Source organism: Micromonospora sp. CA-263727, from assembly GCF_050942455.1.
Classification (GTDB): domain Bacteria; phylum Actinomycetota; class Actinomycetes; order Mycobacteriales; family Micromonosporaceae; genus Micromonospora.
In genome coordinates, this window is sequence record NZ_CP192031.1 from 246,338 (window position 1) to 270,570 (window position 24,233).

The window sequence follows — 24,233 nt, forward strand, 5'->3', positions numbered from 1 at the left end:
GCCTGCTGGCCGGCCGAGCGGGCTACCCAGCCGCCGGCTGGCCTGCGGCGGCCGGCGCGGGATCCGCCGTCCGCGACTCAGTGCAGACGGCCGAGAAACTCCAGGGTACGGCCGATCAACAGCTCGGCGGCCTGCTCGTCGTAGTCCACGCTGCTGGAGTCGGCGAAGAGGTGACCCGCGCCCGGATAGAGGAACAGCTCCGCGCCCTCGACCTCCCGCGCCACATCCCTCATGATCGGCACCTCGGCCCACTCGTCGTCGGCCATGGCGTGCAGCTGCGCCGGCGTCCCGGCCGGCCACGGCTGGTCGAAACTCGCCGTCGGCACCGCGCCGTAGAGCAGCAACGCGCCGAGGGCACCCGGACGGGTCTGGGTGAGCGACTGCGCCGGCAGTACGCCGAGCGAGCAGCCCGCGTAGACCATCCGGCCCGGCAACGGCTGCGCCGCGGCCGTACCCCGACGGATGATCTCGCCGAAGCCGATCGACTCGGCGTGCGCGACACCCTCGTCGAGGGTCGCGAAGGTGGCTCCGTCGTACAGGTCGGGCGCGTGCACGGTGTGCCCGGCCGCCCGCCAGCGGTCGGCGAACTCCAGGAAGCCCGGTGTCTGCCCCTGGGCGTGGTGGAACAGCAGTATCTCGGCCATCGGCCGAGCGTACGACCGCCGACCGACAGAAACCGGCCGCCACCACAGGTCGAGCAGTCGCGGCGGGACCTCGCACGCCGGACCCACCGCATTCATGCGACCGGCGATCGGCTCTCCGATGCTGGCCAGCGCTCACGAGGCGCGACCATCTATCCCAGCGCGGAGTCAGCGCTTGCTGCGGCTCCGCCGCACCGCCCAAACTCCACCGGCAATCGCTGCCGCCGTTGGCAGGAGGCAGCACAGGGTGAGAACGAACAGATGCCATGGCTTGACTGCTCCCATGGCACGGGAGCGTAGCCGCAGTTCGCCACCGGCACCGTCGCTGCGATACGACCGGCACGCGGTCGAAGACGCCGACAAGCGCCGACGGAGTGGGGCGTGGTGATCAATGGAGCGGATCTTCCCGTCGGGCAGTCTCCGATCGTCCAGCCTCCCGGACGCCACCGTGGAGCCCCTTCCGGACGAAGGACCTGGTCCCCCGTCCGGGGCAGCCGGTAGCCCTCGTGGCGCACGCTTCGGCGGAAGCTGACCGCTGAAACCGGCCTGCCTCACTCGTGTCGTACGCAGGGCAGCAGATGGCTTGGGTTGCCATTAGGGTCCAGGAATGGCGGAGATACGTCTCGATCCCACACTCGGTCCGGTGCTGGCGAGCACGGGCGACGAGCGTTCCGTGCTCGAATCCTTCCTCGACTTCCATCGTTCCGTGGTGCTGCGCAAGCTGCGTGGGCTTTCCGAGGCCGATGCCACCCACCGATTGGTGCCGTCAGCGACCACGCTCGCCGGCCTGGTCAAGCACCTCACCGTCGTTGAGCGGAACTGGTTTTTGTCTCTGCTCGCCCCCGGGCCGGGTGACGACTACCTCACCTCAAGGGAGGACGCGACGGCCAGCTTCGCTCTCGCCGACGGGGACACCGTCGAGCGGCTTGCGGCGGCCTACGAGGCACAGTGCGCCCAGTCCCGAGAGGTGGCCGCACGGTTCGACCTCGACCACACTGTGCCGCACCCGCAGCTCGGCGAGGTGTCGCTCCGCTGGATCCTGGTGCACATGATCGAGGAAACGGCCCGACACGCTGGCCACGCCGACATCCTCCGAGAACTGACCGACGGGTCGACCGGCGCGTTCTGACGGGGCCACGCTGTCTCTCACGCCATTGCGATCACTTTCCGCCGTCGACCTCGCCTGTCGACTGCTGCGCGTCATCACTGGTGGGAAGGCGAGAACCTGACATCTGGCCTGAACGACAGGGCCCCAGCCAGGAGCAACTCCTGAGCTGGGGCCTCGCGGTGGAGCGGGTGACGGGAATCGAACCCGCACTGTCAGCTTGGGAAGCTGATGTTCTGCCATTGAACTACACCCGCAAGCGGCACCACTGTACCTGAGTCACCGACCCGGTGCACCCAGGCACCCCCGTGCGCTGCCCGGCCTTGCGACGGCCGGTCGGGGCGACAAGAAGTTTCATGGCGGCAATACATAGCTGTTCTCAAATCTGTCGATGGGTTGTAACGTCTGCCCCACGTTTTCCGCAGGACGCGACACAACCCCCGGTCGCGTCGCCAGAAAGAGGTGGGCTTATGGGACTCCGTCCCGTCCTGCTGCATCGGCGCGTCGCCGGCATCACATCGACCTCGTTGGCTCTGGTGCTCGGCGTGGCCACGGTCGGCCTGCTGCCGGTCGCCACGACGGCCGCGAGCCCGGCTGCTGCCGCCGTCACGGCCGACGAGCATTGCGAGGACCCGACCGGCACCGCGGCCCGGGTCCGTGGCGACGCGGTCGTCAAGCACGACCCGAACGAGCTGACCGTGGCCCAGCTGCAACAACGGGAGGCCGAGTTCGCCGACCTGTTGCAGGAGCGGGCCAAGCGGGTCGGGCAGCGCACGCTGAGCGCCCAGGTCGCCGCGGCGTCGGTCACCATCCCGGTGGTGGTGCACGTGATCCGGAGGGACACCACCCGGGCGGGCGGCAACATCCCCGACTCGATGATCCAGTCGCAGATCAACGTGCTGAACCAGTCGTTCAGCGGGGCCACGGGTGGCGCTACCACCGCCTTCGCGTTCCAGCTCCAGAGCATCAACCGGGTCACCAACACCGCGTGGTACCCGATCCGGCAGGGCAGCACGGCCGAGCGGCAGATGAAGACCCAGCTGCGCCAGGGCAACAAGGCCACGCTCAACATCTACCTCGGCGAACTGAGTGACGGCCTGCTCGGCTGGGCGACCTTCCCGCAGAGCACGCTGAACGTGATGGACGGCGTGGTCGCGCTGAGCGAGTCGCTGCCCGGCGGCACCGCCACCAACTACAACCAGGGCGACACCGGCACCCACGAGGTGGGCCACTGGCTGAACCTTTACCACACCTTCCAGGGTGGCTGCTCCGGCAGCGGCGACCAGGTCGCCGACACCCCGGCCGAGGCATCGCCGGCCTACCAGTGCCCGACCGGCCGGGACACCTGCACCAGCGCCGGCCTCGACCCGATCACCAACTTCATGGACTACACCTACGACTCCTGCATGTACCAGTTCACCCCGGGGCAGGCGACCCGGATGATCAACGCCTGGAACACCTACCGCGCCGCGTAGCGCGGGCCAGGTCAGCGCATACCACTGGTGCCGGTCCCGGGTTACGGGGCCGGCACCGGCGCGTGTCGGGTCAGGCCGCGCGCACGTGCCGCCCTGCACGCCTCCCGCGCCGTGCGGGATGGGCGACCGCCTCCGGGTTGGCGCCCGCCGGGTCGAGCCAGACCTGGACGGCCGGACCGCCGGGCCGCTCGCCCGAGCTGCCGGCACCGGCCTGCTCGCGGCGGGCCAGCATCGCCACGTCGACGGTGAACTCGAACAGCCGCCAGTCGGCGTGTGGCGCGGCCCGGGAGGCGAGCGCCAGGCGGGCCACGGTGGCATCGTCGGTGACGGGCCGGGCCTGCCCCGCGACGTACGCCTCGTCGTCGCTCTCCTCCGCGGGGAACGAGTGCAACGCGTAGCGCCCGTCGCGTTCGAGATCGCGCCGTTTCGGCGAGTTGATCACGAAGCAGTAGAGACCGTCATCGGTGATCACCGGGGAGACCGGGTGCACCCGGGGCCCGCCGTCGGCGCGGACCGTGGCCAGGTAGCCGAAGCCCGGGCCGTACTGCTGGAGGAGAAGGCGGATCCCGTCGGCGAGCCGGGGCTCGTCGGCGGCGAAATCGGACCAGGAAGCCATGCCGACATCCTATCGAACATATGTTCTAGAGAGGTAGTCCGACACGCAGGTCACGCGTACCGCTATGGTGTGGCGATGCTGCTCTCCGACCGCGACCTGGTCTCCGAGATCAAGGCGGGCGCCCTGGCGTTGGAGCCGTTCGAGCCCACGCTGGTGCAGCCGTCCAGCATCGACGTACGCCTGGACAAGCTGTTCCGGGTCTTCAACAACCATCTCTACACACACATCGACCCGGCGACCCGGCAGGACGACCTGACCTCGCCGGTCGAGGTGCCCGACGGCGAACCCTTCGTGCTGCACCCGGGCGAGTTCGTGCTCGCCTCCACGTTGGAGGTCATCTCCCTCGGTGACCAGCTCGCCGGCCGGCTCGAAGGTAAGTCCAGCCTGGGCCGACTCGGCCTGCTCACCCACTCCACCGCCGGCTTCATCGACCCCGGCTTCTCCGGCCACGTCACCCTGGAACTGTCCAACGTGGCCAATCTGCCGATCACCCTCTGGCCCGGCATGAAGATCGGCCAGCTCTGCATCTTCCGGCTCTCCTCGCCCACCGAGCACCCCTACGGCTCGGCCGTCTACGGCTCGCGCTACCAGGGCCAGCGCGGCCCGACCCCAAGCCGGGCGTGGCAGAACTGGCGCACCTGGCCGACCCGCTGACCCCGGCAGCCGCCAGGGCCGGCAGCGCCGTGGGCCGCAGGGCGGGTGGGCCGCGGTCGGCGGGGCCCGCGCTGTGGCCCCGCCGACCGATCCGGGTACGCCTCAGAGGCTGTCGGGACACCGCGCGACGGCTGCGGCGGGCCCAGCCGCCTCGCTCGCCCCGGGGTTCCCGACAGCCTCTCAGCCGGGGCGGCCGAAGCTGTGGATGGGGCCGAGATCCAGGCGTTTCATCTTGACCGGCTGGCCCGCGCGGGAGGCGTGCACCACCCAGCCCCCGCCGACGTACATCCCGACGTGGTGCAGGTCCCGGTAGTAGAAGACCAGGTCACCCGGGCGCAGGTCGCCCCGGCTGACCGAGGCGGTGACCTGCCGCTGCCGCGCCGCGTTGTGCGGCAGCGTCACTCCGGCACGCGCCCACGCGGCCAGCGTCAGCCCGGAGCAGTCGTACGCGTCCGGCCCCTCGGCACCCCAGGAGTACGGCTTGCCGATCTGGGCGCAGGCGAAGGTGACCGCCTTACCGGCCGGCCCGCCCGGATATCCCGCCGGGCAGGGGGCCGGTCGCTGCGGGCCGCCAGCCCCGTCGTCGTACGCCCGCTGCCGCAGGCGTTGCAGCCGGTCGATCTCGGCGTCGATCTGCCGTCGCTTCGTCGCGAGGTCGGCCTCGGTGCGGGCGAGTTGCCCGATGGTCCGGTCCAGCCCGGCCTTGGTGCTGGCGAGTTCGTCGCGCAGCGCGCTGGCCTCCTGGACGTCCTGCTGCTGGTAGCGGGCGTAGCGGTCGAGCACGCCGAGTTGCTCGACGACCTCACCGGGCGACCGGCTGCCGAGCAGGGTGTTGACGGCGCGGACCGTCTCGCCCTTGTAGGCCCGCGCGGCCAGCGCGCCGACCCGGTCCATCGCCTCGTCCACCTGACGTTGTAGTGGCGCGATGCGGGCGGCCAGTTCGTCGGCCTGCCGCCGCTTCGCGGCCAGGTCCTGACGGGTGGCGTTGTGCCGTTCGATGACGGGTTCGAGCCTGTTCCAGTCCTCGTCGATCTGGCGCTCGATGTCGGCGACCGTCGGGTCGGCGTGTGCCGCCGTGGCGCCGCCGGCCAGGATCATGGCTGCGGCGGCGAGTGCGGCGAGCGTGTTGGTGCAGCGGTACCAGCGGGAACGCGGCTCAGCCGTCGTCGGGCCGGGCATCGCCGGCCGCTGCGACGGTGGCCGCGGGGCATGGTGTGCCACCGGGCTCCGTACTCCTTCTTCCCATACCGCCTACCGGGTTAGCTGACGGGTTCGGGCGGGAAGGGGACGCCCTACCGCGACCTTCGCGGATTCACCCCGGATACCTGGGTCCCCGGCTCGCTCGGATGCGACTCGGCGGTGTCGGACCGTTACCGCCCCGGGTGGGCGGATCTACCAGCGGGCCGACGATTGCCCAGCGTAGGGACGATCGCCGTCAATACGCAACAGAATCGCGCCATCACTCTCGGTGCTTAAATCTGACAAAGGGGAAGGCCCCCGGTCGCTTGACCGGGGGCCTTCGTTCGTTCCTGTGTGACCGCTCAGCCGGGTCGGCGGAAGCCGGCGACCGGCATGGTGGTGATGGGCGAGACGTTGACCGGCTTGCCCGCCCGGGGCGAGTGCACCATCTGGTTGTTGCCCAGGTAGAGCCCGACGTGACTCAGGTCGCTACGGAAGAAGACCAGGTCGCCGGGGCGGGCGTCGGCCCGCGCGATGGCCTTGCCCTCGTTCCACTGCGCGCCGGTGAAGTGCGTGAGGTAGATGCCGGCGGCCTTGTAGGCGTACTGGGTCAGCCCGGAGCAGTCGAACGAGTTCGGTCCGGTGGCGCCCCACACGTACGGCTTGCCGACCTGCTCGCAGGCGACCTTGATGGCGGTCCGGGCGGCCGCGCTGACCACGCCGTTGATGGTCGGGCAGTTGGTCGTCTTGACCGTGGTCACCGGCAGCGAGCGCTCAAGCCGCTTGATCTCGACGTCGATCTTCTTCTTCTTGGCCGCCAGCTCCTTCTCCTGCTTCTCCTGGGAAGCGATCAGAGTGTCGAGCTTGGCCTTCTGGTCGTCGTACTTCTTGCGGACCTTCATCACGCCCTCAAGCTGCCGGCGCTCCTCCTCCGCCAGCCGGTTGAGGAAGGCCATCTGTTCGCCGAGCGTGTCCGGCTTCGCATTGAGCAGGACCGCGCCGAGATCCTGCGAGGGGCCGGTGATGTAGTACCGGGACGCCATGTCGGCCACCCGGTTCATCGCCAGCTCGGTCTCCAGGGCCAGCGGCTGGATCTTCTTCTCCAGGCTGGCCGACTTCTGGCGGTTGACCCTCAGCTGGGCCCGCACCTTGTTGTACTGCTCGATGGTGGGCTCCAGCTGCCGCCACTGCTTGTCAATCTGCGCCTCGATCTCGTCGACCGAGGGTGCGGCGTACGCCGGGGCGGCGAGCAGGCCAGCGCCGACCGCAGCGGCGGCGACCAGAACGACCAGACCGCGGACGGCCCGGCGTAGGCCGCCTGGACGGCTGACACGTCCGGGCACGTGACGATGGAGGGGCATGGTTGCCACCGACTCCTTTGCGACCGACCACCGGGCGTCTCGCAAGCGGTAGGGGGCGAGACAGACGACCCACGGCAGCCGGTGCCCAACATTAGGGAAGGCGCGGTCCGGAATCAAGGAGACCATCGGCTTATTCACCTTTGCGCGACCGATCGCACACAAAGGGTGTCGACCATTCCGTTATAGTTACGTACGCCAATATAAAACAGGACGCGGCGACACCGGTCATGGTGTCGCCGCGGGCCTGCGTACGTCGCTGGTCAGCCGGCGACCGGCTCGCCCTCCTCGGCCTCCTGGGCCGGCTCGGGCTTGACCGATCGGAGCAGGACGCTGGCCACGTCGACCACCTCGACCTGCTCGCCGGCACCCTTGCCATTCACACCGTCGTTGAGCATCGTCGAGCAGAACGGGCAGCCGACGGCGACCGTCCTGGCCCCGGTGGCCATGGCCTCCTCGACCCGGTCCACGTTGATCCGCTTGCCGATCCGCTCCTCCATCCACATCCGGGCGCCACCGGCGCCGCAGCAGAAGGAGCGCTCGCTGTTGCGCGGCATCTCGGTGATCTCGCCGTTGCCCAACGCGCTGCCCAGCACCTCGCGCGGCGGAGCGAAGACCCGGTTGTGCCGGCCGAGGTAGCACGGGTCGTGGTAGGTCACGCCGCCGTCGACCGGCTGCACCGGAGTGAGCCTGCCGGTGGCGACCAGGTGCGCGAGCAGCTGGGTGTGGTGCACCACCTCGAACTCGCCGCCGAGCTGGCCGTACTCGTTGCCCAGCGTGTTGAAGCAGTGCGGACAGGTTGCGACGATCTTGCGCTTGGCCCGCTCGCGGCCCTCGAACGCCTCGTTGAGGGTCTCCACGTTCTGCTGGGCGAGCATCTGGAAGACGAACTCGTTGCCGATCCGGCGGGCCGGGTCACCCGAGCAGGTCTCGCCCTCGCCGAGGATGGCGAAGGAGACGCCGGCCTCGTTCAGCAGCGTGGCGACCGCACGGGTGGTCTTCTTGGCCCGGTCCTCGAACGCACCGGCACAGCCCACCCAGAACAGATACTCGAAGTCCTCGACCTCGCCGACCCGGGGCACCTCGAAGTCGAGGCCCTTGGTCCAGTCCTCGCGGGTGTTCTGCGGCGCGCCCCAGGGATTGCCCTTGTTCTCCAGGTTGCGCAGCATCACGCCGGCCTCGGAGGGGAAACTCGACTCGATGAGCACCTGGTAGCGGCGCATGTCGACGATGTGGTCCACGTGCTCGATGTCCACCGGGCACTGCTCGACGCAGGCCCCACAGGTGGTGCACGACCAGAGCACATCCGGGTCGATCACGCCGCCCGCCTCGGCGTCGCCGATCAGCGGCTTCTCCGCCTCGGCGAGCGCCAGCACGTCGACGTGGGCGAGTTGGGCGGCGGTCGCCTTCTCCTCGCCGGTCAGGTCCTTGCCGCCACCGGCCAGCAGGTAGGGCGCCTTGGCGTACGCGTGGTCGCGCAGGCTGAGCACCAGCAGCTTCGGCGAGAGCGGCTTGCCGGTGTTCCAGGCCGGGCACTGCGACTGGCACCGGCCGCACTCGGTGCAGGTGCTGAAGTCGAGCAGGCCCTTCCAGGTGAACTGCTCGACGTGCGCGACACCGAACTGGTCTTTTTCCGGGTCCGCCTCCTCGAAGTCCAGCGGCTTGCCGTCGCTCATCATCGGCCGCAGCGGGCCGAGACCGGAGCCGGCCGCGCCCGGCTTGCGCTTGAAGAAGATGTTGGGGAAGGCGAGGAAGCGGTGCCAGGCGACGCCCATGGTCACGTTCAGCGAGATCACGATGAGCCAGGTCATCGAGATCGCGATCTTGACGAGGGCGGCGACGCTGACGCCGGACTCCCAGCCCGGCAGCGCCGCGCCGGCCAGGTGGCTGAGCGGGGTGGCCCAGGCCGGGTACTCGAAGTGGTCGGTGGCGACCTTGAAGCCGCGGATCAGGAAGCCCATGACCAACACGGCGAGGACGACCGCCTCGACGAAGTAGCCCTGCCACATGGTGGAGCCGGTGAACCGCGACCGGCGGCCGGCCCGGTTCGGGCGATTGGCGAGCCGGATCGCGATCAGCACCACGATGCCGACGATGCCCAGGATGCCGATCCACTCGGTGACCACACCGTAGAGCGCCCAGCCGCCGATCAGCGGCAGCCCGCCGGTCGGCGACACCACCTCGAAGTACGCCTCCAGCACGAGCAGCGACAGCACGATGAAGCCGACCATCACGAACCAGTGCGCCGCGCCCACCACGCTCCAGCGGAGCATCCGGGTGTGCCCGGCGGTCTCCGCGAGCATGGTCGTCGTACGGCTGCCCTTGTCACCGAAGCGCGACGGGTCGGGCTGACCCAGCCGGATCACGGCCACCAGCTTCATGACCGCGCGTACCGCAAGCCACACCGCAACGACGGTGATGGCGGCCGCGAGGATCGTGGTGACGATCTGGACGCTGCCCATCGAGTTGGCCTCCCGGTCTGCTGCCTGTCGAGCGGCTCGGCGACCAGAGCCGGGTCAGGGCACGATCGGTGGGTTCACCACTGCCGCACCCTCCACCGGACCGGTCGATGACCTGCACCACTCGGTCATGCCGTGCAGCCTACGCGCAAGGTTACTCGCCGGTAACGTGAGACTTCTCGCACCCGGGCCACGCTGCCCTGCGCACACCATAGGAGGCCAGCCCGGCCGAGACTCGGCCGGGCCCTGTCGATAGCCGGGGTTCCGGGGCAGCTGGCCTGCGGGTCAGCGCCAGCGGGAGAGCAGGATCAGCGAGCCGACCATCGCGCCGAAGCCCACTGCGAGGTTCCAGTAGCCCAGCTCCATGACTGGGTACTCCTGCTCGGAGAGGTAGTAGACCACCAGCCAGCCGATGCCGAAGACGATGAGCGACACCGCCGTGGCCGGCAGCCAGATCGGGCTCGGCTTACGCGTCGCCGCCGTCGCCGTCGGGCGGACGTCTGTCGGCGGGGTGTACACCTTCTTCTTGCGGACCTGAGACTTGGGCACGGCGCTCTCCAGAGGGGTAACGACCTCGTCCGGCCTACAACCGGGCGCGAGGGCGACGGTCCATGGCCAATAATGTTCGACAGCTAGCGTAGTCCGGAAGGCCCGCCCAATCCACGAATGGGGCCAGACCAATAGGGCCAGGCCGGTGCCCGGCAGGACGCCGGGCGGCCGTCGCGGCGACCGCAGCGTGCGGACCGCGGTGCAGAAAGACAGGGGGAACGGTTCGTGGAGTACACCTCCGGCGCAGCGTCGTGGCAGAAGGTGCTGCGACGGCTGGTCGCCGGGTTGCTGCCCCGCCGGCCGCGCCAGCGCCGGCCGGGCTGGTCGATCGGCGTACCGTTGATCGCCGCCGCGGCCGGTCTGCTCTTCACCACCACGGCCACCACAGCCGGCGGCACCGCGCTGCGCGAGGACCGGCGACCCCAGCTGACCGAGCTGATCGAGGATCGCCGCGCCCAGGTGGCGGCGAACGAGGAGCGGGCCGCGACGCTGCGCCGGGAGGTCGAAAGCCGGACAGCTGATCTCGCCGACTCGGACGGCCCGATCAGGGAGCAGCAGGAGCGGGCCGCCGCCAGTCGCACCGCCGCCGGCTTCACCGCCCTCACCGGGCCGGGGTTGACAGTCGAGCTCAACGACGCGCCACAGCTCAAGAATCTGCCCGAAGGTGCCACCAACGACGATCTGGTCGTCCACCAGGGCGACGTCCAGGCGGTGGTGAACGCGCTGTGGGCCGGCGGAGCCGAAGCCATGTCAATCATGAATGTCCGCGTCCTGGCAACCAGCGCGGTACGCTGCGTGGGTAACACCCTGCTGCTGCACGGGCGGGTGTACTCCCCACCGTTCAAGATCGTAGCGATTGGCGATCCCGCCGCACTTCAGCAGGCCCTCGCCGCTTCCGAGGGAGTCCGGTTGTTCAAGAACGCCGTCGACAACTACCAGCTCGGCTACTCCGAGGCCGTGTCCACGGTCACCGTCCCGGCGTTTGAGGACTCCACCACCCTGCGGTCGGCGACGGTGTTGCCATGAGCAATAACTCCGACGGCCGGCACCGCGACCACACCGACGAGCCCACGGCCTTCATACCCAAGATCGACCGGACCGAACCGCCGTCCCGTTCGCGGCTGGCCGGCCAGTGGCCCGACCCCGTGCCGCCGCGCCCCGCCGACCAGACCGGCGGCCAGGTGCAGGAGGCGCAGCGACCGACGAACACCGGTCGCTTCGACGCACCCGGGGACGCCCCCCGGCCCGCCGACGCCGCACCGCCGCCCGGCCCCGCCGGCTGGGACATGAGCACCGCGTCGGATCAGCCGAACCGGTCCACGGCCGGATGGGGCACCCCGGGCGGGTGGAACGCCCCCACCGACCACCAGCGCACCGAGAGCCCGGCGACACCTACCCAGTGGGACACGGCACCCGGCCAGAGCGGTACGCCCACCGGCCGGTGGGACACCGTGCCGGGCCAGCCCGGCACGCCCGCAGGCCAGCGGGACACTGCTCCGGGCCAGGGCGGCACGCCGGGCCAGGGCGGCATGGTCACGGGCCCGTGGGGGACGGCCGGGGAGCCGGGACTCGGCAGCACCCCCGGCCGGCGGCCAGACACCAGCGGCACCGAGCAGTGGAGCGGCGTACCGCTGCCCTCCGGCCAGCCCGACATTCCGGTGGAGCCGACGCCCTGGCGTGGCGCCTTCGAGCCGAGCCGGCCCGCCGCGGGCCAGGGCCAGCCGGGCAACACCCGGTCGACCGCACCGGACCCCGGCCAGGCCGGGTCGGGGGCGTTCGGTCACTCGGGTGCCCCGGCGTCCAGCGGTGCGGCGGCACCGGCCACTGCCACCGGTCCCGGTGCGCCTCCGCCCTGGTCCACCGCCCAGCCGGCGCGGCAGAGCGTGGAGCCGACGCCGCCGGCCGGCGGAGCTGGGCAACCCGGCAACGGGCCGCATCCGGGCGCCGGAGCGATGCAGGCGGGTGGCGGGGTGGTCCGGCCCGCCACACCGCAAGTCGGTCACCCGACGCAGCCGGCCACGCCGCAGGCCAATCAGCCCGCCACGCGTGGTACGACGTCACACACCGGACCGGCCTTCGGGCAGCCGTCGTACGCCGGCCATGCTCCGCACCCCGGCCCGGCACCCTACGCCCAGGCGCCGAACGGGCAGCCACAGCACACCCAGGCTCCGAACGGGCAGGCGCAGCACGGACCGGCTCCGAACGGGCAGGGACAGGCGCAGGGCCCACGGTCACAATCGGCTCACCCGCAGGGGCTACACGGCGGACCGCAGGGCGGCTGGTCGGTCGAGGGACCGACCGCGCTGATGCCGAAGATCAGCGCTGCCACCGGCACCCCGCCACCGGCGGCGGCCGGCCGGCCGGCGGACCCGGCCCGGCCCGGCCCGAACGCCGCTGCGGCGGCGATGGCGGGCCGGCCTGCCGGCCCGTCGCACAACCCGGATGCCGTCAACCGCCCGGGCGATCCGACGGCCGCACCGGCAGCGGGCAACCAGCAGGCAGCCGCGCCGAACCAGCAGCCACCGACCGCCGCAGACCGGCAGGCCGACCCGGGTGCCACCGCACTCATCCCGGCGATCACCGCCGCACGGCCCAGCAGCCCACCACCGGCTATGGACTCGACGGCCCTGATGGGGGCCGTGCCCCGGACGCCGAAGGTCGAGGACCCGTCGGACGGTGCCGACCAACCCGCCGAGCCGCCCAAGCCGCGACGGGGCGAACGGGTGGTGCAGCTCCGCCCGAACCAGACGGAAGAGGGTTACCAGAGCGTCTACTCGGAGCTGACCCGTCCGTCGTTCTGGTCCCGGGTACGCGCCGGCCTGCGGGTCAGCGGCGAGCTGTTGATCACCTTCGGCCTGGTGGTGCTGCTCTTCGCCGGCTACGAGATCTGGGGCAAGTCGGCGATCGTCGACGCGCACCAGGGCGAGCTGAGCCAGGAGTTGGCCGAGGTGTGGGGGCCCGAGGGCGATCCGACGGTGGCCCCGTCGGCGAGCCCCTCGACCAAGCCCAAGCCGCCGGTGCACGGCAAGCCGATCGCCCTCCTCTCCATCCCGAAGCTCGACAAGGAATGGATCGTGGTCGAGGGCGTCACCCAGAAGGACATCCGGTACGCCCCGGGCCACTACCCGGACAGCGCCATGCCGGGCGAGGTCGGCAACTTCTCCGTCGCCGGGCACCGGAACCGGGCCACCTTCTGGCGCTTGGACGAGCTGCGCAAGGGCGACCCGATCCTCGTCGAGGGTCGCAACGAGTGGTACGTGTACCAGGTCACCGAGAGTCTGATCGTGAAGCCGACCCAGGTCGAGGTGGTCGCCCCGGTGCCCGGCCGACCGGGCGCGCAGCCGAGCAAACGGATGTTGACCCTGACCACGTGCAACCCGAAGTTCGACAACTATCAGCGGTTGATCATCCACGCCGAGTTGACGCGTACCCAGCCGAAGGCCGAGGGACGCCCGGCGGAGCTGGGGACCTGACGACGATGTACGCCTGGATCTGGCGGAAACTTCCCTTCGGGCTCCCCGGCAAGCTCGCCGGCAGCCTGCTGCTCGTCACCACGGCGGTGGTGCTGCTCTGGTACGTGGTGTTCCCCTGGGCGGGACCGCTGCTGCCCTTCACCGGCGAGGACGTGCAGGTCACCCAGCAGGACTCCGACCTGCCCGGCGGCGATGTGGTGCCCGGCGACGGCCCGGCCGGCGACACCCCGGCCGGCGACGATCATGACCTGCCGTACGACACCGACCGGAACAACACCCCACCGCCCGACGAGGACGAGTGAGGCCGATGCGCGTACTGGTTATCGACAACTACGACTCGTTCGTCTTCAACCTGGTGCAGTACCTCGGCCAACTCGGGGTGGAGTGCGACGTTCGCCGTAACGACGAGATCGACATCGCCGAGGTGGCGCGGGTCGACGCGGCCGGCATCCTGCTCTCGCCCGGGCCGGGCAGCCCCGACCGGGCCGGCATCTGCCTCGACGTCATCCGCCGGTACGCGGGTGAGATCCCGATCTTCGGTGTCTGCCTGGGACACCAGGCGATCGGCGAGGCCTTCGGGGCCACCGTGGCCCGGGCACCCGAGTTGCTGCACGGCAAGACCTCCGAGGTCCACCACGACGACACGGGGGTCCTCGCCGGCCTGCCCGACCCGTTCACCGCGACCCGGTACCACTCCCTCGCGGTGCTGCGGGACACCCTGCCGGCAGAGCTTGAGGTCACCGGCTGGACGGAATCCGGGATCGTGATGGCGATGCGGCACCGGACGCTGCCCATCGAGGGCGTCCAGTTCCACCCGGAGTCGGTGCTGACCGAGGGCGGCCACCTGATGCTGGCCAACTGGCTGGCCGCTTGCGGCCACCGCGACGCCTTGGAACGCGCCCCCGAACTCGCCGCCCAGGTCGACGCCCGCCGCCGCGCCGCCTTCGCCACCCCGTAGACGGCACGCCGTCACCGGTCCAACCCGCCTCCGGGGGACGATCAGGGGATGAGGGCGGTGGTGATGGCGGCGTCGGCCGGAGAGTGGATGGCCGGTGGACGGCGGCGGATGGCGTCCCAGGCCGCCTTGCCGCTGGCGAAATAGTCCCGGGCCGCTTTCCGCATCAGGAGGGTGGATTCACAGCCCGTGCAGCGGGCGGCCACCCCGTCGACGTCGAGGCCGACGTGCCGGCACAGCGCCACCGCCCGGGACAGGTGGTAGGACTGCGTGACGATCAGGGCCCGCTCGACTCCGTACACCTCGCGCGCCCGAACACAACTGTCGTACGTGTCCAGGCCGAACGGGTCGGCCACGACGCGACGCGGATCGACGCCGAGTTGCCCGGTCAGGTGGGCGGTCATCGCTGCCGGCTCGTCACCGGACGCCCCGCCCCCGTCGCCCGACACCAGCACCACCCGGGCCCGACCGGTGCGTACCAGCTCGGCGGCGGTCTCCAGGCGGCCGGCCAGCCGGATGCCCGGCTGCCGTCCCTCCTCCGTCACCGCGGTGCCGAGGACGATCACGACGTCGGCGGCCGGTGCCTCGGCCTCGTCGTACCGGTGCCCGTGCGCGGCGATCGTCGTCCAGAGCCAGGGCAGGCTGAGCAGCAGCAGCGCGGCCAGCCCCAGCACGGCCACCCGGATCAGGCGTCGCCGCCACCGGCCCGCCGGGCCCCCGTGGGCGGCTCCGCCCGGCCGTCCGGTCACTGCCCGGAGAGGCGGAACGGCAGGAGAGTCGGAGTCGGTGTGATCTGCCCGCCACCGCCGCTACCGCCGCCCTCGCCGTCCGGCGGCGGGGTGGTCGGGGTACCGGTTGGCGGCGTCTGGGTCGGCGGGTCCGGATCCTCAGCTTCCTCCACCGACACGGTGATCGTCACCCGGCTGCCCTTGGTGCGCGGAGTGTTCGCGTTCGGGTTCTGGTCGACCACTCGGCCGGCCTGATCGGCGGGCACCTCGGGGCCGAGGTTGACCCGGACGGTGAAACCGGCCTGCTCCAGCGCCCGCTCTGCCTCAGCCCGGGTGAGACCCTCGACATCCGGCACCGGAACCACGTTGCCCTTGGAGACGGTGAGGGTGACCTTGCTCCCCTCCGCGACCTTCTCGCCCGGGCCCGGGGAGATGGCGAGCACCGTGCCCTTCTGGGCGGCGTCGTCCTTCTCCTCGATCTCTGGCTTCAGCTTGAGGTTCTTGAGTTGGGCCTCGGCGAACTCCCGGGTACCGCCGACGAGACCGGGCGGAATGGTCACCTCGGGCTTGCCGCCACAGAGCTGCACGGTCACCGTGCTGTTCGGCGCCAACTGATCGCCGGCGGGCGGGGTCTGGCTGACCACCGCGCCCTTCTTGCAGTCCGACGTGAAGACCTCGTCGCCGACCGCTGGCGTGAAGCCGTCCCGCTGGATCAGGTCGAACGCCTCCTGCTGGCTCAACCCGGTCAGCGTCGGCACCGGTTTGTCGTCCGGAGCCTGCTCGTTGAAGAGCAGCGCGGCGATCAGGGCGATCACCGCGAGCACGCCGAGCGCGGCGAACAGCGCGATCAGCCAGGAGGAGGCCCGGCGCTGGCGCGGGTCACCCACCCGGGCCGGGATCTGCCGGGTCTGGGCCGCCGCCCCGGCCGACGGGTACCCCGAGGCGTTGGCCGGGGCCATCGCCACGGTCTCGTCCTCGCGCAACACCGGGGTCGCCATCACCGGCCGGCCGGCTGCCGCCCGGAGCAGGTCGGCGCGCATCTCGCCGGCGCTCTGGTAGCGGTTGAGCGGGTTCTTCGACAGCGCCTTGAGCACGATCGCGTCGACCGCCGGGGTGACGTCCGGGTTGAGGTCGCTCGGCGTCGGCGGGGCCTCCCGCACGTGCTGGTACGCGACGCTGACCGGACTGTCGCCGACGAACGGCGGGTGCCCGCAGACCAGCTCGAAGAGCACGCAGCCGGCGGCGTACACGTCGGAGCGGGCGTCGACGGCCTCGCCGCGCGCCTGCTCGGGGGAGAGATACTGGGCGGTGCCGATGACCGCGCTGGTCTGCGTCATCGTGGTGGCGCCGCTGGCCAGCGCCCGGGCGATGCCGAAGTCCATCACCTTGACCTGGCCGGTCTGGGTGAGCATCACGTTGCCGGGCTTGATGTCGCGGTGGATGATCCCGTGCCGGTGGCTGAACTCCAGCGCCGCGCACATGTCGGCGCAGATCTCCAACGCCCGCCGGGGCTGCAACCGGCCCTCGGCGCCGAGCACCTCCTTGAGGGTGCGCCCGTTGACGAACTCCATCACGATGAACGGGAGGGTTTCGCCGGTCGGCGCCTGTTCCTCACCGGTGTCGTAGACGGCGACGATGGCCGGGTGGTTGAGCGAGGCGGCGTTCTGCGCCTCCCGCCGGAAGCGCATCTGGAAGGTGGCATCCCGGGCGAGGTCCGCCCGGAGCATCTTGATCGCGACGTCCCGACCGAGCCGCAGGTCGCGACCGCGGTGGACCTCGGCCATGCCGCCATACCCGAGCAACTCGCCGACCTGGTACCTGCCACCGAGCAGGCGGGCCTGCGCTGTCATCGCGTCTGTCGTCCTTCGCTCGTCGTCGTCTCGTCGCTGCCCGGTCGGGGCTGATCCAGTCGACGGTACGCCGTACCGGCCGGATCGTCTCGTCCGTCGAGCCGCAGCGCGTCGGACGTCACCACGCGCCCGGTCGCCCCGCCCGACATGCTGTTGATGAGGCTCTTCCGCACCTGGTAGGAAATCACGCCGGAGCAGAGAAGAACCAGTGCGGCCAACATGATGGCCAGGAACACCCTTCCGGAGCGCGACCGCCTGGGCACCGGTCGCGACTGGCCGGGCTGCGGAGCGTACGGCGACGGGACCGGGGCCGCACCACGCGGATAGCCGGTCGCCGCCGGCGCGACCGTCGTGGGACGCGGCGGCTGCGCCACCGGCGGGCGGGCCGGCGACGGCATCGCGGCCGGCCGCTGCCCGGCCGCCGGAGCGTACGGAGCAGCCGGCGCGTGGCCTGGCATCGGGAGTGCGGCCCGGCCGCGGCCCGCGGCGGCTGCGGCACCTGGGCCCGGCCTGGTGCGGGCGAGGCCGGCGCGGCGGAGATCGGGGCGGCCGGGCCACCGGCCCGTGCCTCCCGGGACAGCGCCGCCTTCAGTTGACGGGCCGCCCCGGCGAGCGCGGCGGCGCTCGGCCAACGATCCTTCGGATCCTTGGCCATCGACCGCTCCACCAGCGCGCGAACCTGGGGCGGGATGTCGGACGGCAGCGCCCTGGGGGTCTCCCGGACGTGCCGCATGGCGATGTCGAGGGGGTTGTCACCCTCGAACGGCCGGCGACCGGCGAGACACTGGTACGCGACCACGCCGAGGGCGTAGACGTCGGAGGCGGGGGTGGCGACCTGGCCGGTGGCCTGCTCGGGCGAGATGTACGACGCGGTGCCGAGCACCGAGCCGGCCGCGGTGAGCTGCCCGACCAGCTCGGAGCGGGCGATGCCGAAGTCGGTCAGCACCAGCGTGCCGTTGGGGCGGACCAGCAGGTTTCCGGGCTTCACGTCGCGGTGCACGATGCCCTTGACGTGTGCCGCGTGCAGCGCGTCGGCGGCCTGCGCGACCAGCGCCATCGTCCGACCCGGGGTGAGCCGGCCGACCCGGCTGAGCGTGGCCGAGAGCGGGTCGCCCTCGACGTACTCCATGATCAGGAAGGCGATGTGCTGGTCGTTGCCGAAGTCGTAGACGTCGACCACACCGGGGTGGTTGATCGTCGCCATGGTGCGGGCCTCGCCCCGGAACCGCTCGGCGAACCCCGGCTCGTCCAGCAACGCCGGGAGCAGGCTCTTGACCGCCACCGTACGACCGAGCACCTGGTCGGTGCCGCGCCAGACGTCGCCCATGCCGCCGCTGGCGATCCGCTCGTCGAGGCGGTAGCGGTTGCCGAGCTGCACCCCTGGACTGAGCATGTCAGCGCCCCCCGGGATCGGCGATGGCGGCGCGCATGATCTGGCCGGCGATCCGGGCGGCCTCGGCGCTGCCGCCGCTGCCGGCCTCCTCCAGGACGACGCAGACGGCGGAGACCGGGTTGCCGTCGGAGTCGAGCGCGAAGCCGATGAACCAGCCGTGGTCGGGCCGGTCGGGCGCGGACTGCGCGGTGCCGGTCTTGCCGCCGACCGTGTAGCCGTTGATCCGCGCGTTGCGGCCGGTGCCGTTCTCGACCGCGCTGATCATCATCTCCCGCAGATCGGCGGCGACCTGGCTGCTGACCGGCCGGCGCAACTCGCGCGGCTTCGCGGTGTCGTAGACGGTGGTGCGGTCCGGCGCCAGCAGCTGGCGCACCAGGTACGGGCGCATCTGACTGCCGTTGTTGGCGACCGCACCGGCGATCATGGCCCCCTCCAGGGGGGTCATCCGGACGTCGCGCTGCCCGATAGAGGACTGGGCCAGCGCCGCCGGGTCCGCGCCGCCGTCCGGGTTCTCCATGCTGCCGGTACGGCTGGCCGCCACCGAGTGCCCGCCCTCGCCGAGCCGGCCGACGGTCAGGTCGTCCTGCTCGAACCCGAACTGCCGGGCCTTCTCCTTGATCACGTCGGGGCCCAGCTGCACGCCGAGCTTGGCGAACCCGGTGTTGCAGGATTCGGTGACCGCCCTCATCAGGGTGACCTGACTCTGCGGGCAGATCGACGGCGCGGCGTTGGTGATCGACTGGCCGGAGGTGGGCGGGGTGTAGCTCGAACCGGCGGGGATGTTGGTGTTCTTGCCGATCCCGTTCTCCAGCGCCGCGGCGGCCACCACGATCTTGAACGTGGAGCCCGGCGGCAGCACCTCGGCGAGTGCCCGGTTGCGCAGCGGGCGTCCCGCCGCCTGCTCCAGCTCGTTGTACGCCGCAGCCGCCTCGTTGCTGTTGTGGCTGGCCAGTGGGTTCGGGTCGAAGCTGGGCATGGAGACCAGCGCCTGCACCGCTCCGGTACGCGGGTCGATGGCGATGGCCGCGCCCTTGCTCACCCCGCTGTTGTTGTTACGCAGCTGGTCGTACGCGACGTCCTGGGCTTGCGGCGAGAGGGTGAGCAGCACGTTGCCGCCGGCGGTCTGGTCGCCGGTGAACATGTCCTTGATCCGGTCGGCGATCAGTTGATCGCTGGTGCCGGCGAGGAAGTCGTTCTCGGACTTCTCGATGCCGGTGTCGGCGAGGTTGACCGGCTTGTAGCCGAGCACGTGGGCGTACTTGGCCCCGCCCGGGTAGGTGCGCAGGAAAGTCAGCTCCCCGTCGGTCTCCTTGCTCACCGCCAGGGCGGTGCCGCCCGCCTCGATGTTGCCGCGCTTGCGCTGGTACTCGGCGACCTGGACCCGGCCGTTGTAGTCGCTGGTGCGGTACTCGTCGGCCTTGTACGCCTGAATCCAGTTCAGGTTCGCGAAGAGCAGGCCGAACAGGACGATGACGACGACGCCGACCCGGCGCAGGGGTGCGTTCATGGCTTGATCACCTCCGTGGGCGCACCGTGCAACTGCTCGGGCGGGCCAGCGGAGGGCCGGGTCACCTTGCCGCCGACGCCGGTCACCGGGCGACGCCCGGCATCCGACACCCGCAGCAGCACCGCGACGAGCAGCCAGTTCGCCATCAGCGAGGAGCCACCGGCGGAGAGGAACGGGGTGGTCTGACCGGTGAGCGGGATGAGCCCGCTGATCCCACCGACGATCACGAAGACCTGCAACGCGAGGGTGAAGGCCAGGCCACCGGCGAGCAGCTTGCCGAACGAGTCCCGAACCGCCAGCGCGGCCCGCAGCCCCCGCTCGACGATCAGCAGGTAGATCACCAGCAGCGCGGAGAGACCGAACAGGCCGATCTCCTCACCGAGGCCGGCGAAGATGAAGTCGTTCTGCACCTCGGGCAGCAGCAGCGGCTGGCCGCCCCCGGGACCGGCGCCGAACATCCCGCCGGTACCGAGCGCCAGCAGCCCCTGCACCAGCTGGTAGCCCTTGTCGTACGGGTCGCCGAACGGGTCGAGCCAGATCTCGGCGCGCACGTAGAAGTTCGCGAACGGCCCGCCGAAGGCGTCGCCGAGCACGTACGCCAGGTAGGCGCCGCCGAAGAAGAGGACCAGACCGATGAGCAGCCAACTGACCCGTTCGGTGGCGATGTAGAGCGTCACCACGAACATGCCGAAGTAGAGCAGCGAGGTGCCGAGGTCCTTCTCGAAGACGAGGACCAGCAGGCTGATCACCCAGACCACGAGCACCGGGCCGAGGTCACGCCCGCGCGGGAAGTCGATGCCGAGGAACCGGTGGCTGGCCAGCGAGAGCACCTCGCGCTTGCGGACCAGGTAGTAGGCGAAGAAGACCAGCAGGGCGAGCTTGGCGAACTCGCCCGGCTGGATGGAGAAGCCGCCGATGCGTACCCACAGCTTCGCGCCGTTGATCTCGGAGATGCTGGGTGGCAGCACCGCCGGCAGCATCACCAGCACGATGCCCGCCAGGCCCAGGGTGTAGGCGTACCGGGAGACCGACCGGTGGTCCCGCATCAGGGCCAGCAGCCCGGCGGCGAGGATCACCGACACCAGCGTCCAGGCCAGTTGCCGGCCACCGATGCCGGCGAAGGTGGCCAGCTCCGCCCGCTCGGCCGGCGTCGCGTTGGCCAGGTCGAGCCGGTGCAGGAAGCCGACGCCGAGCCCGTTGAGCAGCGCCACCGCCGGCAGCAGGGCCGGATCGGCGAACGGCGCCAGGAACCGGATCACCAGGTGCATGCCGAGGAACACCGCGGAGAGCGCGGCGGCCGGCACCCAGAAACTGGGCGTGATCGTGTCGAGCACGTTCGCCTCGACCATCGCCCCATAGGCGGCGACCAGGACCATCGCCAGCACCAGAAGCGACAGCTCCGCGTTGCGCCGGGACCGGGCCAGGCGTACGCCGGACTGCTCGCCCGCGGGTGCGGGCGAGGTTGCCGGAGTGGCCGCTGCGGTCACGATCGTCCTCGGGTCGGCCGGTGCCTACTCGGGCGACCGGCAGGCCGCCGGATCGACCGTGGGCGAGAAGGTGTCGGCGGGCGGGGCATCGGGGGTGCTCTCCGGCGCAACGGAAGCAGCATCGGGCGACGGCGAGCCCCGGCCCACCGGGCTCGACGCGGGCGAGCCACTGGGGGCACTCGGCGTCGGGGAGGGTGATCCGACCGCAGCACTCGGTGTCGGGGAGGGCGAAGCGGCCGGCGAGGGCGGGCAGAGTGGCTTGAGGTTGACGTTGGTCGGGCTGTCCATCGTCAGCTCCGCCAGCCGGCGCTCCGCGTCCGGCTCGCTCTTGGCAGGGATGCCCTGCTTGACCTGCTCCTGCGCGGCAAGGGTGAGATCGTCCAGCTGGGCGGTGCTCTTCGAGTGCACGGTGGAGAGGTCCATGCCGGCGATCTGGCCCTGGATGCCGCGGAACACGGCCACCTGGCCGTCGGCCGTCGCGCCGACGTAGTACTGCTGCTGCGTGTAGCGCCACCCGGCGAAGACCCCGCCACCGACGATCACCAGCAGGGCGGTCGCCATGGCCACCGTGCGCAGCGGGCGTCGCCGGGCCTCCGGCTCGTCGTCGCCGTTTCCGGCGGGCTCCTCCGGGGCCGCGGGCCGGGGGGCGGAGAGCGCCGAGGCCCGGGCGGCCGGGGTGGAGACGTCGGCCGAGGTCGCCATGCCCCGGTCACGCGCCGCTGCGCCACCGACGATCGGGGCGGCCTCGACGATGTCGCGGTCCGTCGCGTCGGCGATGATCACGGTGATGTTGTCCGGGCCGCCGCCGCGCAGGGCCAGCTGGACCAGCCGTTCGACGCACTGCTGCGGGTCGGTGTACTCGCGCATGGTCTCGCCGATGGTCTCCGCGCTGACCACGCCGGAGAGGCCGTCGGAGCAGATCAGGTAGCGGTCGCCCGGCAACACCTGGCGGACCGAGTACTCCGGGTCGATGTCGCGGCCGTCCAGGGCCCGGGTGAGCAGCGAGCGCTGGGGGTGGCTGCTCGCCTCCTCCGGGCTGATCCGGCCCTCGTCCACCAGCATCTGGACGTAGGTGTCGTCCTTGGTGATCTGCGCGAACTCACCGTCGCGCAGGAGGTAGGCCCGGGAGTCGCCGATGTGGACCATCCCCAGCTTGCTGCCGGAGAAGAGGGTCGCGGTCAGCGTGGTGCCCATCCCCTCCAGTTGCGGGTTGGCCTCCACGGTCTCGCGGAGCTGTTGGTTGGCGGTGCCCACGGCGGAGCGGAGCGCGTCGACCAGGGCGTCACCGGGGACGTCCTCGTCCAACGGCGCCATGGCACCGATGACGATGTTGCTGGCGACGTCACCGGCGGCCATGCCGCCCATGCCGTCGGCGACGGCGAGTAGCCGCGGCCCGGCGTAGACGGAATCCTGGTTACCGTCACGGATCAGGCCGCGGTCGCTGTGGGCCGCATAGCGCAGGGTCAGAGTCATGGCCGTAATTCGAGAGAGGTGCGGCCGATCCGGATCGGCACGCCGAGGGGGACGGGGGTCGGTCCGGTGACCTTAGCGCGATCGAGGTACGTCCCGTTAGTCGAACCGAGGTCCTCGACGAACCATTGCCCGTCACGCGGCACGAGCCGGGCGTGTCGGGCGGAGGCGTAGTCGTCGGTGATGACGAGGGTGGAGTCCTCGGCGCGACCGATGGTTATCTGCGCCTCACCCAACGTGATCCTCGTGCCGGCCAACTGACCTGCGGTCACCACCAGCTGGTGCGCCGCCCGACCCCGCTTCACCTTCGCCGGCCTCGCCGTCGCCTGACCGGTCGATGCGCCCACCGATCGGGGCGCGGCCACCAGCCGGCCCGAACGGGCCCCTGCGAAGAGGTCCCGGCGGATGACGCCGACCACGGTGAACACGAAGATCCACAGCAGCACGAGGAATCCGAACCGGGCGACGGTGATGACGAGTTCCGGCAAGGCGGATCAGCCGTCCACGCGGAAGGTCAGGGTGGTCGTACCGAGCTGGATCATGTCACCGGGGTTCAGCGCCACGGCCGAGACCCGCTGGCCGTTGACCATGGTGCCGTTGGTGGAGCCGAGGTCGGTCAGCACGACCTGGCCGCCGTCGAAGTCCAGCCGGGCGTGTCGCCGGGAGATGCCGACGTCCGGCAGGCGCAGGTTGGCCTGGTCGCCGCGACCGATCACGGTCGAGCCCATCTGTAGGGGGTAGGTGCGGCCATCGCCGGAGACCAGCCGCACGTTGCGGCCGCCACCGTGACCGGCCGGCGGGCCGTAGCCGCCACCCTGGTCGTACGACGGGTAGGCGGGCTGGCCGGCGTCGTAGCCGGGCGCCGGGGCGACCTCGCCACCGGTGTAGACCTCGGCGGTGACCCGGAACATGCCCGTGTCCAGCCCTTCACCGCGCTCGATCTCGACGATCACGTCGCCGTAGACCGTCCACGCCTGCTCGCCGATGAACTCCGCCTGCGACTGGGCCAGTTCCTGGGCCAGCGCGGCGGCGTACGGCGCCAGCCGACTGTGGTCGTACGGCGAGAGATCGATCACGTAGCGGTTGGGCACCAATGTGCGCCCACCGGCCAGGATGGCCTTGTGCGCCTCGGCCTCCCGCTGCATGGCGTTGAGGATCTCCACGGGGTGCACGACCCCCTTGAAGACCTTGGCGAAGGCCCCTTCGACCAGGCCTTCCAGACGCTTCTCGAAGCGTTGCAGCACGCTCACCGGCTCCTCCTCGGGTCCCGAGGACATGATGGTATCCGCCCAGAGCGCACGCAGCTCACACGCCGCTCGGCCGGCAGGCGATGG

The 24,233-nt window shown here is 71.1% G+C and carries 20 protein-coding genes, 1 tRNA gene, 1 pseudogene and 1 riboswitch; of the genes and pseudogenes, 7 read left to right on the top strand and 15 right to left on the bottom strand.

Annotated features, from left to right (window positions below):
- Nucleotides 1–77: 77 nt before the first annotated feature.
- Nucleotides 78–644: a dienelactone hydrolase family protein gene (locus tag ACQPYA_RS01125; RefSeq protein ID WP_433530777.1), complete on the bottom strand. Its 567-nt coding sequence runs from the start codon at nt 642–644 to the stop codon at nt 78–80.
- Nucleotides 645–1,248: 604 nt separating this feature from the next.
- Here ACQPYA_RS01125 and ACQPYA_RS01130 point away from each other — a divergent pair.
- Nucleotides 1,249–1,770 (top strand): DinB family protein, encoded by a 522-nt coding sequence (locus tag ACQPYA_RS01130; RefSeq protein WP_433530778.1) that lies wholly within the window; start codon nt 1,249–1,251, stop codon nt 1,768–1,770.
- Between the two features lie 159 nt (nt 1,771–1,929).
- Here the strand turns inward: ACQPYA_RS01130 and ACQPYA_RS01135 are convergent.
- A tRNA-Gly gene (locus ACQPYA_RS01135) sits at nt 1,930–2,003 on the bottom strand.
- 213 nt (nt 2,004–2,216) lie between these two features.
- On the opposite strand from ACQPYA_RS01135, the gene ACQPYA_RS01140 reads away from it, so the two are divergent.
- Complete coding sequence (locus tag ACQPYA_RS01140; protein WP_433530779.1) at nt 2,217–3,221, top strand: zinc metalloprotease; 1,005 nt, start codon at nt 2,217–2,219, stop codon at nt 3,219–3,221.
- A gap of 70 nt (nt 3,222–3,291) precedes the next feature.
- On the opposite strand, the gene ACQPYA_RS01145 is transcribed toward ACQPYA_RS01140, so the two are convergent.
- Nucleotides 3,292–3,837 (bottom strand): pyridoxamine 5'-phosphate oxidase family protein, encoded by a 546-nt coding sequence (locus ACQPYA_RS01145; protein ID WP_433530780.1) that lies wholly within the window; start codon nt 3,835–3,837, stop codon nt 3,292–3,294.
- A gap of 75 nt (nt 3,838–3,912) precedes the next feature.
- Here ACQPYA_RS01145 and dcd point away from each other — a divergent pair, with 75 nt between their 5' ends.
- Entirely contained in the window at nt 3,913–4,491 is a 579-nt protein-coding gene (gene dcd / locus ACQPYA_RS01150; RefSeq protein WP_433530781.1) for a dCTP deaminase, read from the top strand.
- 180 nt (nt 4,492–4,671) lie between these two features.
- Here dcd and ACQPYA_RS01155 read toward each other — a convergent pair whose 3' ends face one another.
- The 4 genes from ACQPYA_RS01155 to ACQPYA_RS01170 all read right to left on the bottom strand — a co-directional run bounded on the left by ACQPYA_RS01155 (nt 4,672) and on the right by ACQPYA_RS01170 (nt 10,036).
- Complete coding sequence (locus ACQPYA_RS01155; RefSeq protein ID WP_433530782.1) at nt 4,672–5,712, bottom strand: NlpC/P60 family protein; 1,041 nt, start codon at nt 5,710–5,712, stop codon at nt 4,672–4,674.
- Between the two features lie 12 nt (nt 5,713–5,724).
- A riboswitch (cyclic di-AMP (ydaO/yuaA leader) is annotated at nt 5,725–5,860 on the bottom strand.
- A gap of 172 nt (nt 5,861–6,032) precedes the next feature.
- A complete protein-coding gene (locus ACQPYA_RS01160; RefSeq protein ID WP_433530783.1) occupies nt 6,033–7,031 on the bottom strand; it encodes an NlpC/P60 family protein in 999 nt (332 codons plus the stop codon).
- A 260-nt stretch (nt 7,032–7,291) separates the two neighbouring features.
- Nucleotides 7,292–9,490 (bottom strand): (Fe-S)-binding protein, encoded by a 2,199-nt coding sequence (locus ACQPYA_RS01165; RefSeq protein WP_433530784.1) that lies wholly within the window; start codon nt 9,488–9,490, stop codon nt 7,292–7,294.
- Nucleotides 9,491–9,772: 282 nt separating this feature from the next.
- Nucleotides 9,773–10,036, bottom strand: a complete 264-nt coding sequence (locus ACQPYA_RS01170) for a cell division protein CrgA (protein WP_433530785.1) — start codon at nt 10,034–10,036, stop codon at nt 9,773–9,775.
- 225 nt (nt 10,037–10,261) lie between these two features.
- On the opposite strand from ACQPYA_RS01170, the gene ACQPYA_RS01175 reads away from it, so the two are divergent.
- From ACQPYA_RS01175 to ACQPYA_RS01190, 4 genes are all read left to right on the top strand, one after another.
- Nucleotides 10,262–11,062 carry a DUF881 domain-containing protein gene (locus ACQPYA_RS01175; protein ID WP_433530786.1) on the top strand — a complete coding sequence of 267 codons (801 nt, stop codon included), beginning with the start codon at nt 10,262–10,264 and terminating at the stop codon, nt 11,060–11,062.
- Nucleotides 11,063–11,988: 926 nt separating this feature from the next.
- A complete protein-coding gene (locus ACQPYA_RS01180) occupies nt 11,989–13,509 on the top strand; it encodes a class E sortase (protein ID WP_433533341.1) in 1,521 nt (506 codons plus the stop codon).
- Nucleotides 13,510–13,514: 5 nt separating this feature from the next.
- A complete protein-coding gene (locus ACQPYA_RS01185) occupies nt 13,515–13,811 on the top strand; it encodes a hypothetical protein (RefSeq protein WP_433530787.1) in 297 nt (98 codons plus the stop codon).
- 5 nt (nt 13,812–13,816) lie between these two features.
- Entirely contained in the window at nt 13,817–14,467 is a 651-nt protein-coding gene (locus tag ACQPYA_RS01190) for an aminodeoxychorismate/anthranilate synthase component II (RefSeq protein WP_433530788.1), read from the top strand.
- Between the two features lie 41 nt (nt 14,468–14,508).
- On the opposite strand, the gene ACQPYA_RS01195 is transcribed toward ACQPYA_RS01190, so the two are convergent.
- From ACQPYA_RS01195 to ACQPYA_RS01230, 8 genes and pseudogenes are all read right to left on the bottom strand, one after another.
- A complete protein-coding gene (locus ACQPYA_RS01195) occupies nt 14,509–15,213 on the bottom strand; it encodes a SanA/YdcF family protein (RefSeq protein WP_433530789.1) in 705 nt (234 codons plus the stop codon).
- Complete coding sequence (gene pknB / locus ACQPYA_RS01200) at nt 15,210–17,042, bottom strand: Stk1 family PASTA domain-containing Ser/Thr kinase (protein ID WP_433530790.1); 1,833 nt, start codon at nt 17,040–17,042, stop codon at nt 15,210–15,212. Before pknB ends, ACQPYA_RS01195 begins: the two co-directional genes overlap by 4 nt.
- Nucleotides 17,039–18,435, bottom strand: a pseudogene (locus ACQPYA_RS01205) (protein kinase domain-containing protein). Before ACQPYA_RS01205 ends, pknB begins: the two are co-directional and overlap by 4 nt.
- A gap of 1 nt (nt 18,436) precedes the next feature.
- On the bottom strand, nt 18,437–19,942 hold the full coding sequence (locus ACQPYA_RS01210; protein WP_433530791.1) for a peptidoglycan D,D-transpeptidase FtsI family protein: 1,506 nt from the start codon (nt 19,940–19,942) through the stop codon (nt 18,437–18,439).
- A complete protein-coding gene (locus tag ACQPYA_RS01215; protein ID WP_433530792.1) occupies nt 19,939–21,429 on the bottom strand; it encodes an FtsW/RodA/SpoVE family cell cycle protein in 1,491 nt (496 codons plus the stop codon). The genes ACQPYA_RS01210 and ACQPYA_RS01215 overlap by 4 nt, the downstream gene beginning before the upstream one ends.
- 24 nt (nt 21,430–21,453) lie before the next feature.
- Nucleotides 21,454–22,902 carry a PP2C family protein-serine/threonine phosphatase gene (locus ACQPYA_RS01220; RefSeq protein ID WP_433530793.1) on the bottom strand — a complete coding sequence of 483 codons (1,449 nt, stop codon included), beginning with the start codon at nt 22,900–22,902 and terminating at the stop codon, nt 21,454–21,456.
- A complete protein-coding gene (locus tag ACQPYA_RS01225) occupies nt 22,899–23,387 on the bottom strand; it encodes an FHA domain-containing protein FhaB/FipA (protein ID WP_111214067.1) in 489 nt (162 codons plus the stop codon). The genes ACQPYA_RS01220 and ACQPYA_RS01225 overlap by 4 nt, the downstream gene beginning before the upstream one ends.
- A gap of 6 nt (nt 23,388–23,393) precedes the next feature.
- Entirely contained in the window at nt 23,394–24,176 is a 783-nt protein-coding gene (locus ACQPYA_RS01230; protein ID WP_433530794.1) for an FhaA domain-containing protein, read from the bottom strand.
- Nucleotides 24,177–24,233: the final 57 nt, after the last annotated feature.

Coding starts and splice junctions, on each gene's coding strand:
- ACQPYA_RS01125 (WP_433530777.1), bottom strand. CDS start 644: ATGGCCGAGATACTGCTGTTCCACCACGCCCAGGGGCAGACACCGGGC.
- ACQPYA_RS01130 (WP_433530778.1), top strand. CDS start 1,249: ATGGCGGAGATACGTCTCGATCCCACACTCGGTCCGGTGCTGGCGAGC.
- ACQPYA_RS01140 (WP_433530779.1), top strand. CDS start 2,217: ATGGGACTCCGTCCCGTCCTGCTGCATCGGCGCGTCGCCGGCATCACA.
- ACQPYA_RS01145 (WP_433530780.1), bottom strand. CDS start 3,837: ATGGCTTCCTGGTCCGATTTCGCCGCCGACGAGCCCCGGCTCGCCGAC.
- dcd (WP_433530781.1), top strand. CDS start 3,913: ATGCTGCTCTCCGACCGCGACCTGGTCTCCGAGATCAAGGCGGGCGCC.
- ACQPYA_RS01160 (WP_433530783.1), bottom strand. CDS start 7,031: ATGCCCCTCCATCGTCACGTGCCCGGACGTGTCAGCCGTCCAGGCGGC.
- ACQPYA_RS01165 (WP_433530784.1), bottom strand. CDS start 9,490: ATGGGCAGCGTCCAGATCGTCACCACGATCCTCGCGGCCGCCATCACC.
- ACQPYA_RS01180 (WP_433533341.1), top strand. CDS start 11,989: ATGCAGGCGGGTGGCGGGGTGGTCCGGCCCGCCACACCGCAAGTCGGT.
- ACQPYA_RS01185 (WP_433530787.1), top strand. CDS start 13,515: ATGTACGCCTGGATCTGGCGGAAACTTCCCTTCGGGCTCCCCGGCAAG.
- ACQPYA_RS01190 (WP_433530788.1), top strand. CDS start 13,817: ATGCGCGTACTGGTTATCGACAACTACGACTCGTTCGTCTTCAACCTG.
- pknB (WP_433530790.1), bottom strand. CDS start 17,042: ATGACAGCGCAGGCCCGCCTGCTCGGTGGCAGGTACCAGGTCGGCGAG.
- ACQPYA_RS01210 (WP_433530791.1), bottom strand. CDS start 19,942: ATGAACGCACCCCTGCGCCGGGTCGGCGTCGTCGTCATCGTCCTGTTC.
- ACQPYA_RS01220 (WP_433530793.1), bottom strand. CDS start 22,902: ATGACTCTGACCCTGCGCTATGCGGCCCACAGCGACCGCGGCCTGATC.
- ACQPYA_RS01230 (WP_433530794.1), bottom strand. CDS start 24,176: ATGTCCTCGGGACCCGAGGAGGAGCCGGTGAGCGTGCTGCAACGCTTC.